The sequence below is a fragment of the Halorubrum sp. C191 genome (assembly GCF_002727095.1).
Classification (GTDB): Archaea; Halobacteriota; Halobacteria; order Halobacteriales; family Haloferacaceae; genus Halorubrum; species Halorubrum ezzemoulense.
The window spans coordinates 20,345-28,825 of sequence record NZ_NHNZ01000143.1; the positions used below are offsets into that span (position 1 = coordinate 20,345).

General features: G+C 57.6%; 11 protein-coding genes and 4 pseudogenes. 9 read left to right on the forward strand and 6 right to left on the reverse strand.

Annotated elements, in window-relative coordinates:
- A complete protein-coding gene (locus Z052_RS19830) occupies nucleotides 1–150 on the reverse strand; it encodes a DUF2080 family transposase-associated protein (protein WP_129452480.1) in 150 nt (49 codons plus the stop codon).
- A 211-nt stretch (nucleotides 151–361) separates the two neighbouring features.
- Between Z052_RS19830 and Z052_RS14260 the strand changes: the two genes are divergently transcribed.
- From Z052_RS14260 to Z052_RS14300, 8 genes and pseudogenes are all read left to right on the forward strand, one after another.
- Nucleotides 362–664, forward strand: a complete 303-nt coding sequence (locus Z052_RS14260; protein WP_094519282.1) for an AbrB/MazE/SpoVT family DNA-binding domain-containing protein — start codon at nucleotides 362–364, stop codon at nucleotides 662–664.
- Nucleotides 665–1,096, forward strand: coding sequence for a PIN domain-containing protein (locus Z052_RS14265; protein WP_094519284.1), 432 nt, complete (start codon nucleotides 665–667; stop codon nucleotides 1,094–1,096).
- Nucleotides 1,097–1,198: 102 nt separating this feature from the next.
- Nucleotides 1,199–1,474 (forward strand): annotated as a pseudogene (locus Z052_RS14270) (nucleoside-diphosphate sugar epimerase); the annotation flags it as partial.
- 424 nt (nucleotides 1,475–1,898) lie between these two features.
- A complete protein-coding gene (locus tag Z052_RS14280; RefSeq protein WP_094580125.1) occupies nucleotides 1,899–2,165 on the forward strand; it encodes a DUF5615 family PIN-like protein in 267 nt (88 codons plus the stop codon).
- A pseudogene (locus Z052_RS14285) lies at nucleotides 2,126–2,569 on the forward strand (UDP binding domain-containing protein); the annotation flags it as partial. The gene Z052_RS14280 and the pseudogene Z052_RS14285, both read left to right, overlap by 40 nt.
- A complete protein-coding gene (locus Z052_RS14290; protein ID WP_099289166.1) occupies nucleotides 2,563–3,042 on the forward strand; it encodes a GDP-mannose mannosyl hydrolase in 480 nt (159 codons plus the stop codon). The pseudogene Z052_RS14285 and the gene Z052_RS14290, both read left to right, overlap by 7 nt.
- A 192-nt stretch (nucleotides 3,043–3,234) precedes the next feature.
- The gene (locus Z052_RS14295) at nucleotides 3,235–3,465 is read left to right on the forward strand and encodes a DUF433 domain-containing protein (protein WP_089309319.1); all 231 of its coding nucleotides are present in this window, start codon (nucleotides 3,235–3,237) and stop codon (nucleotides 3,463–3,465) included.
- Between the two features lie 8 nt (nucleotides 3,466–3,473).
- Nucleotides 3,474–3,788: a DUF5615 family PIN-like protein gene (locus tag Z052_RS14300; protein ID WP_141212135.1), complete on the forward strand. Its 315-nt coding sequence runs from the start codon at nucleotides 3,474–3,476 to the stop codon at nucleotides 3,786–3,788.
- Nucleotides 3,789–4,014: 226 nt separating this feature from the next.
- Here Z052_RS14300 and Z052_RS14305 read toward each other — a convergent pair whose 3' ends face one another.
- The 5 genes and pseudogenes from Z052_RS14305 to Z052_RS21030 all read right to left on the reverse strand — a co-directional run.
- Nucleotides 4,015–4,686, reverse strand: coding sequence for a helix-turn-helix domain-containing protein (locus Z052_RS14305; RefSeq protein ID WP_099289169.1), 672 nt, complete (start codon nucleotides 4,684–4,686; stop codon nucleotides 4,015–4,017).
- Between the two features lie 345 nt (nucleotides 4,687–5,031).
- A complete protein-coding gene (locus Z052_RS14310) occupies nucleotides 5,032–6,288 on the reverse strand; it encodes an RNA-guided endonuclease TnpB family protein (RefSeq protein WP_099289167.1) in 1,257 nt (418 codons plus the stop codon).
- A gap of 3 nt (nucleotides 6,289–6,291) precedes the next feature.
- Nucleotides 6,292–6,432, reverse strand: a complete 141-nt coding sequence (locus tag Z052_RS19840) for a DUF2080 family transposase-associated protein (RefSeq protein ID WP_144050032.1) — start codon at nucleotides 6,430–6,432, stop codon at nucleotides 6,292–6,294.
- Between the two features lie 590 nt (nucleotides 6,433–7,022).
- The gene (locus tag Z052_RS14315) at nucleotides 7,023–7,484 is read right to left on the reverse strand and encodes a hypothetical protein (RefSeq protein WP_099289168.1); all 462 of its coding nucleotides are present in this window, start codon (nucleotides 7,482–7,484) and stop codon (nucleotides 7,023–7,025) included.
- Between the two features lie 87 nt (nucleotides 7,485–7,571).
- Nucleotides 7,572–7,778 (reverse strand): annotated as a pseudogene (locus tag Z052_RS21030) (DUF6516 family protein); the annotation flags it as partial.
- Between the two features lie 72 nt (nucleotides 7,779–7,850).
- Between Z052_RS21030 and Z052_RS14325 the strand changes: the two are divergent.
- Nucleotides 7,851–8,314 (forward strand): annotated as a pseudogene (locus tag Z052_RS14325) (zinc ribbon domain-containing protein); the annotation flags it as partial.
- Between the last annotated feature and the right edge of the window lie 167 nt (nucleotides 8,315–8,481).

The following is an 8,481-nucleotide window of genomic DNA, read 5'->3' on the forward strand; positions in this document are numbered from 1 at the left end:
CTATTCGTCGTCGTGGTCGGGTTCGGAAACGCGAACGATTTTCACATCCGCGCCGAGCCACCGTCGCGGGACGTAGACGTGTGCGCCGTTGCCGGTGGCGCGAACGTCGCCGTCTACGACTTCGTGGCCGTTGAGTTCGAACCGTTCCATAGACGATGTATAGACGTTGTAGGGACATGAAGATACCGGACCGTTGCCCTGCGAGCCGAGTGTATCGGGTGTATGAACAGGCGATGACGGCGCTGTATCCCCTCCCTACTCGCTCCCACCGGTCGCTCGTTGAGGGAGGGGCCTTAGCGCCTATCTTCAGGTAAGTTGGCGATACCTTTAGTAGCACCCACTCACGTAGATACAACTAATAATGTCCAGTAGTACAAATGAGCCAGAGGTAGTACGTGTGTCCCAGAAGGGGCAGGCAACGATTCCGAAGCCGTTGCGGGAGAAGTTCGGCATCGAGACCCCGGGAGAGGTGTTCATCTACGAAGAAGACGACCGGATCGTCGTTGAGCCGGTCCCCACGCTCGAGGAGCTACACGGCATCCACGCTGGCGACCACGAACCGGGAGAGGTGATCGCGATGGTGCGTGAGATGGACGAAGAAGAACGCCGCCGAGAGAAAGAAGAAGTACAGGATCTCGTCGAGCGGCACGGGGGCGAGCAATAAATGGTGGAGTACGTTTTTGATACTGAACCGCTCATTGCCTTTCTCTACAACGAGGAGGGTCACGAAGCTGTTAACGAAATTCTCAACGATATTGAGGCTGGCCGAGTAGACGGCGTTCTCGCGGAGGTGAACGCAACAGAGCTTCTCTACAAGGTCGCCCGGATAGAGGGTGACGGCACCGCGACATCGGACACGCTGCGGTCGGGAGACCGGGATATCCGGGCGCTCAAGCGCCGCGGGGTGAGCATCAAACGTGCTGATTGGCACACTGCGGGGGTCATCAAAGCTGACGGGAGTATCTCGCTGGGAGACGCATACGCCGTGGCGTTGGCGCACGACCGGGATGCGACACTCCTTGTCGGTGGGGACGACGATTTCAACTCACTCCCGGTCGACGTCACGGTTCAACAGTTCCGCGACCACGGGGTGTGATCGATGACCACCGACGCGTTCGAGGAGGCCGTCGCCGAACTCGGCGAGCGCGTGAGTGAATTCCTCGCCGAAGGAACAGAGCGGTCCGCGGAGGAGATCGAAGACGCCATCGTCCGCGCCTGTGAACTTGCCGCCGATCACGAACTGCAGGGGATCTACAACGTCGGCACCGAAGCAAGCTACTCGTTCAACGAGATGATTGAGTTGATCAACGACGAGCTTGGGACCAACATCGAGCCAAAATATATCGAGAATCCGCTTGCCGAGTACGTTCACGACACGATGGCGGACTACTCAAAGCTCCATGAAGCCACCGGGTGGGAGCCAACGATCAGCTTCGAAGAGGGCGTGTCGCGGGTGTGTGAATCGTACCAGTGACATCCTCCTCGCCGTAAACAGTAGTTGCTGATTTTCACGCTAGGCCGTGTCAAACAACAGATGGTCCAGACAGCTGAGGCGAAACCGGTCTGCCGTGCTGCGTCAACCGTGCTGTTTCCAGCGCTCAAATTCGGCGTGAAACCGTGTAGAGATACACGAAAGAAGATTTTCAAAACGAAACTCTCTCGGATTGCTTTTGATCAGGACTTCGCAAATACGGGTGGGAAAACGCTCCAACTTGATCGTGACGAGCATGTCGATATCACCGCTACGGCGCGAAATCCCCTCGCGAACACCGCGACGCGTTCGAGGACGCTGAGCGGGCGGCCGAACGGACGCGTCGCGACGGCGAGCGCCAAACACGCAAGCTCGTCGACGAACGCCGCGGTGAGACTGCCGAGTCGACTGAGGATGCCGCGGAGTCGTGAGCCGGATTCTTGCCGACGTGAACGTGCCTGAAGAGTACGTCTCCGCACTCCGTGGTGACGGTCACGATGTCGAGTACTCGCGGGAGATCGCCGCACCTGGCCCGGAAGCGACCGATGACGCGATCGTGGCGTACGCCGCGTCCGAAGGGATGGCGATCATCACGACAGATGTCCAAGGCTTTGCTGACCGAGACGCCGCGGTCCCGGTCTTCGTTGCCCCACAGGACATGAGCCAGCGATGCTTGATGCCACGACCGCGGTGAACGACCGCCAACCCATCCGGCTGCTCTCGCTCATGGACGACCACGTCGACGTCGCCGCCAAGCGGGTAGCGGTGCTCGGCCTCGCATTCAAACCGGGTACGGACGATATCCGCAACAGCCGGGCCATCCCTGTCATCGAGGGACTCCAAGCGCGCGGCGCTGAGGTCGTCGCCTACGACCCGGTCGCGATCGAGAACATGCGCGAGCGGTTCCCCGACGTCGAGTACGTCGACACCCCTGACGCAGCACTGTTCGGGGCGGTTGCCGCCCTCGTCGTGACTGACTGGGAAGCGATCACCGGCCTCGACGAGGAGTTCGACGCCATGCGGACGCCCGTGGTCGTCGACGGCCGGCGGGCGATCGACCGCCGTGACGGGATCGTCTACGAGGGGCTGACGTGGTGACCGATCCACAGAGCGACACCGACGACACACGCGATCGATGGATCCCCGACGCCGAGTGGCGGACGATCGTCGCGAACGTTCCGCTTGTCTCGGTTGATCTCGTGATCGAACACGACGGGGGCGTCCTCCTCGGGAAACGCGCGAACGAACCCGCGAAAGGCGAGTGGTTCGTGCCCGGCGGGACGGTACACAAAAACGAACCTCGGACTGAGGCCGTCCACCGCGTGGCCACCGAAGAACTCGGCGAAGCCGTCGTGATCGATGAGTGTCTCGGAACGTACGAACATTGCTACGAGACGGCCGATGTCGACGGCGTCGACTCGAAACACTACCTCGCGACCGGCTACCGGTGTCATTTCGAACGCGACGATCCCGAGATCGGTGGCGACGACCAGCACAGCGCCTTCCAAGTCTTCCGGCCCCCGTTCGAGAATCTCCATCCGTACGTCCGGGCGTATCTCGACGATCGCTAGCCCGACGACTCCCGTCCGAGCTGTGTCGCCCGGTCGACATCGGTGGGCGTTTTCACGTTCATGCGCTCGTCGAGATGGACGGTTTCGATATCGTACCTGAAACAGCTGGTCGCTGAAGAGTGCGTGTTGATCGAGAAGGGGCAGTCCGGCTACCGCCCCCCGTTTTAAGTTAGTGGATAGCCAATCGGAAGTATGGGAATCGTCCGGGATTCAGAACACAGCGACGGTGCGCCGACAATTAATGGAACGGGGATCCGTGTGAAGGATATTGCCTCGGCGTACGAACACAGCGGCTACGATCCCGACGAAATAACGCAGCTATACCCCAATCTCAGTCTGAGTGATGTTCACCGCGCACTCGCGTACTACTATGACCACATCGATGAGTTCCGGTCGCCTTCGTCTGAACCAGCATCCGCGTAATGCGACCGGTGTACTGCGACGAGAGTATCTGGATTCCCGTCGCGGATGGCCTTCGTCGACGCGGGTGGACGATCCACACCGCCCGAGACGAAGAGACTCTCGGTGACTCCGACCGTGAACAGTTGCGGTACGTGGTCGAAAAAGACTGGCTGCTCTTGACGTTCGACGACGACTTTCTCTCACTCGTCGAAGGACGGGGGCTGGAGCACAGGGGGTTGCTCTATGTTCGACAGGCTGGGCGCCAGATCGGCGATATCGTGAAAGTCGTCGATGAGTACCTCCAGTACAGATCCGCGGAGGATCAGTCGATCCAGTATCTGTGACTCGCACGTATTGACCGCAACTGCGGGAGAATATGTACGTTGGTGAGAATCCCACCAGTTGTTCGAGAACTCTTTCGCGGTTGGATAGAGGATAGGAGTACCGGGGGCTTGGCACTCTCAGCAGTCCCACCCGTCACAGTCCGTGAACCCCACACGAATTCTCACCGTGTCGGAGTTCGGTGGAACTGTAAACCTGAAATCTCCAACGCTCAGGATTCCTCCGCGTTTACTCGGAGGAGAATGTCAAGCTACTGTGATGTGTCGCATCGATGTCCCTGTCGTACTCGTCGGCCATGATCTCCAAGGCGGGCTCGTACGCTGGCCGATTCTCCATCATCTGGCTGACGGCATCGTCCAACGGGATGACGGGGTTGCCTTCGACCCACTCGGCGTCGATACCATTGGTCTTCGGGTACAACACGTAGTGGATGTTCCCATCGACGTCGCTGGCGTCCGGGCGCTCGTTGATCGTCGTATCAACGCCCCACTGTTGGAAAAACGCAATCCACCGTTCGACATCACGGTCGTGTACTTCGATGAACACCGGATAGTCGTCGTGGCTCCGCGCGATCTGGAAGCCGCCGTGCGTCCAGACATACGCCGCGTCAATTTCCGTGTACACAAACTCCATCCCAGCGAAGTGGGGGATGATGTACGCGTCCTCTTGCGAGATAGTGTCGCGACTGTACAACGCAGCTATTATCTCGGCGTACTGCTGGCGCATCTCGTGGTCGACGATCTGAATTCCATTATCTGTCTTAGCGATAATATTTGCGTTATCCAACCGCTCCATCCAGTCGTACACCCATGAGTACGAGATGTCAATCTTGCTCGCGATGCGATTGATAGAATCGCCACGCTGAGCTGCTAAAACAATCTTCGCAGCTGTAGGGTCCATTAATTCGATCATTGGTATCTGGCCGCTTCTCCGTCTGGCCGGGCTCGTTCGTAGTTATCTCTATAGCGATATCAATGTATAGGACTTCCGCCTAGCCGGCTAGGTATGAGAGCTACCTACTCAACCGCGTCACGGTTACCAGCGCGTCGAACAGATCGACCGCCACGTACTGGTCTGCGTGGACGGACCACAGCTTTCGAGAGCAGTGAAAGAATATAGAACCATACCAAAGTACTATTTTCCTCTAGGTCGTCTGTGCCTACATGAGCGACCGACACCCACCAACTAACTTTACAGATATCAACGAGGCAGTCGGGACAGACTGGGAGTGTGAACTACCCCACCCTACTCAGACCCTGGCGCGGCTTCCTTGAGGGTGGGGCTTCCTGTTTCTACGACGCGCTGTACATCCACGACATCGAACGACCCCGACGACGTGAACATAGGGAGCGCAGTCTCCACAGGCGTTGTGGCTTTGGACTGTCCCAGTCCTAGCTTCTCGAAACCGCGAGACAAAACGTTGAGTGCGGCATTTGCATCCCTATCCATCTCGAACCCACAGGCAGGACATGAATGCTCTCGCACCCATAACGGTTTGTCTGACTCGACACCACACGACGCGCACTCTTTCGTCGTGCCTGCTGGCTCTACCTCAACAAAGTGCGTCCCCTCTCGCTTACACTTGTATTCAAGCATCGTCGTGAACGTATCCCACGCTGCCGAAGCCGTGTTCTGACTGTTGCCAGCCGACTCCAGCATCGACTTCACGTTCAAATCCTCGACGGCCACCAAGTCGTACTCAGTAGCGTAGTAATTCGAGAGTTTATGTAGGAAGTCGTGGCGTTTCCGTCTGAGTTGCTGGTGACACTCAGCCACTTGTAGCCGTTGTTTCTCCCAGTTGTTCGAGCCGTGTTGTTTCCGCGAGAGAGACCGTTGTTCGCGCGTGAGTCGCTCTCGTTCGTCTTGGAGGTCGAGTGAGCCGACAGCACGCCCATCCGTGTCGTGAGCGTATTTGAGGATGCCAACATCAATGCCGACACAGCGGTCAGGATTAGCTGGTTTCGCTGGTTCTTCCTTCCCTTCGACAGCGAAGGAAGCGTACCATTCACCAGTCCGTTCTTTCTTGATAGAGACCTCTTTGACGGTGATATCCTCGGGAATTTCGCGGTGGTAACTGATTGGAATATCTGCGAGTTTCGAGAGTGAGAGGACGGTCTGGCCGTTCTTCTTGTCGAACTCGAAGCCAGACTGTACGTACGTGAAACTCCTGAACTCGCTCGGTGCTTTCCAGTTGAGACTCCCGACGTTGTACCCGTTCTGTTTGAGCTGTGAGAGTGCTTTGATGCTGTCCTCGATTCGCATCACGGCAGCTTGTGCGACAGTTGAGTACAGGTCGGTAAGCTCGTTCCACCAGTCTTTGAGGTCGGGTATCTGGTCACGGACTTGGCGCACTCGCTGGTTGAGCGTTCCTGCTGAGTCAGGGATTTGTTCGAACTCGTTGAGCGCGTGGTTGTACAGTTGCCGACAGGTATCGCGGTGATAGTCCAACGTCTCTCGCTGGGATTCAGTCGGGTGGAGGCGATACCTGTACGCGTAGTGCATTGATTACCCGTCGGGTTCCGATGTTCGGACGATTTTCACGTCTGCGCCACGCCAGTCCTTCGGGACAAGCACGTGAGCACCGTTACCAGTGGGCTTGACCTCGCCATCGATGACTTCGTGGCCTTCGATTTCGTGTCTATCCATCACCAGAATTTAAATATTGTTTCAACATAAGTGTATCGATCGTGGGCCTGTGAGTCAGCAATAAGACAGTGTATGCGAGATGATGACGGCGCTGTATCCCCACCCTACTCGCTCCCTACGGTCACTCCTCAAGGACGGGTGCTTAGCGCCTAAAGACCGCTAACACGACGCCATACGAGCGCATTCGGCATTTGACCTCCTTCCACGGCTAAAGCCCTGTCTCTTACCCACAAATCGAGTCGTTGCCGAAATCAACGACCCCGAACAGAATCCCGATATCTACAGATGTAACGCCCTTATGGAACGATTTTACCGATCTCGTTAACCCGTATTCAGTAACCCCCCACTGCCGATATCACCGGCCGAATCACTCCTCACCTCGATCTTCCGATTGTAGATTGGCTTCGACAGCGTCTGAAACGTCTGTTTGAGACTCGGTGAGCTTATGGGTAAGAGACAGGACTTCAGTCGTGGATCACTGACGCCGAGCAAAAGTTCTAATATCTACAGATTTGACACCACTATAGAGGGATTTTGCCGACCTCGTCTATGATATTCTGTGTTCCAAACGAGAGTCCGAAAGGAGTGCCTCACGCCGTCGCGGGCTCCTCACCCGGGTTGTTCGCGGTGAGTTCGACATCAAGACGGATGCGCTCGTACGGGAGGTACGGCCGCTTCGAGCGTTCGTCGTCCTCGACGATGAATACGATCCCGTAGTCCGCCAGACGCGTGACATCGTCGTGGACTGGCTTGTAGTCGCGATTGAGTGCCTTGGCGAGCGCGCTGATGCTCTTAGCGGCACCTTCGGTATCCATCAGCGTCTGAAGGAGCTCGATCCGCCGGTTGGTGAGGATCGTCCGCAGCTCGCCAACTGTCGCGAACGATACCACTGCGGGCTGTGGGTCGCCGTCTGCGATCGCGTTGACAGCGGTGAGCGTGTCCTCGAACGTATCGTCGAACGATTCGACGGTAATGCGAAGGACATCGGGATGCGGCCGGTCGCGAGGGTCACTGTACTTGTCGGGCCAGCCGTCGTGGTTGGGCTCAGTCATTGGTGGTCTCCGTGTCTGCCAGCGTCGCAATTCGTTCAGAAACCGAGTCATATGAGCCGCAAGGCTGTGAAACTCGATCGCTGTGCCGTCGCCAAATCGAACGTGCCGGTGATGCCAACCGAGATCGTCGTCGTCGTGCGCGTCGTCATACCGGAGCAGTTCGCCGGTCTCAGGGTGATAGTACTGAAACCGATAGAACCACCCGTCCGGATACTCCTCGTCGCGGACAGCGAATATCTCCACGCGCCCACCGGGGACAGCGCGGTTCAACTCGATCGGGTGACGCTTCGACATCCTACTGTACTGTAACCTATGATGTTATAGACCATAAGTTTATGGGACTGAAATACAGTTCCCGATTAGAGCGAGGGCGTGGCCAACGTGTACGTTGGCGACTTCACCGACATGCTGTCGGCACATTGGTCGGCGCATGTGAACGAGAAGATGCACCAGTTCTGGGCGTACCGGTTGTTCATCGACCGGCTTGCGACAACTGCTGAGGAGTACGGCATCACGGTCGAAGTCCGGTCGGAAGCGTACACGACGACTGAGCGCCCGGTGTGTGGCGAGCGAGACGAGTCAGAACGGGACGGCGACGTGTTTCGGTGTTCGTGTGGCTACGAGGGGCACGCCGACCTTGGTGCCTCGCGGACGTTCCTCGAACGACAGGCTAGCGAAAACGTTGGGTCGATGGCACGGCCTGTGCGCCTCAAGTGGGACGACCACAACTGGTCGGAGTCATCACGCTCTCCCGCGAGGGCAAGTCCCAACGAGGAGCGCACAAACCGGAGTACCGGCGAGGGAAACTTGCCTCTGTGGGGACGGCATAGCCAACATCCCCACCAGAGGAATCCCACCCCTTCAGGGCTGTCTCTTACCCATAAGCTCACCGAGTCTCAAACAGACGTTTCAGACGCTGTCGAAGCCAATCTACAATCGGAAGATCGAGGTGAGGAGTGATTCGGACGGTGATATCGGCAGTGGGGGGTTACTGAAT

Coding starts and splice junctions, on each gene's coding strand:
- Z052_RS19830 (WP_129452480.1), bottom strand. CDS start 150: ATGGAACGGTTCGAACTCAACGGCCACGAAGTCGTAGACGGCGACGTT.
- Z052_RS14260 (WP_094519282.1), top strand. CDS start 362: ATGTCCAGTAGTACAAATGAGCCAGAGGTAGTACGTGTGTCCCAGAAG.
- Z052_RS14265 (WP_094519284.1), top strand. CDS start 665: ATGGTGGAGTACGTTTTTGATACTGAACCGCTCATTGCCTTTCTCTAC.
- Z052_RS14295 (WP_089309319.1), top strand. CDS start 3,235: ATGGGAATCGTCCGGGATTCAGAACACAGCGACGGTGCGCCGACAATT.
- Z052_RS14305 (WP_099289169.1), bottom strand. CDS start 4,686: ATGGACCCTACAGCTGCGAAGATTGTTTTAGCAGCTCAGCGTGGCGAT.
- Z052_RS14310 (WP_099289167.1), bottom strand. CDS start 6,288: ATGCACTACGCGTACAGGTATCGCCTCCACCCGACTGAATCCCAGCGA.
- Z052_RS19840 (WP_144050032.1), bottom strand. CDS start 6,432: ATGGATAGACACGAAATCGAAGGCCACGAAGTCATCGATGGCGAGGTC.
- Z052_RS14315 (WP_099289168.1), bottom strand. CDS start 7,484: ATGACTGAGCCCAACCACGACGGCTGGCCCGACAAGTACAGTGACCCT.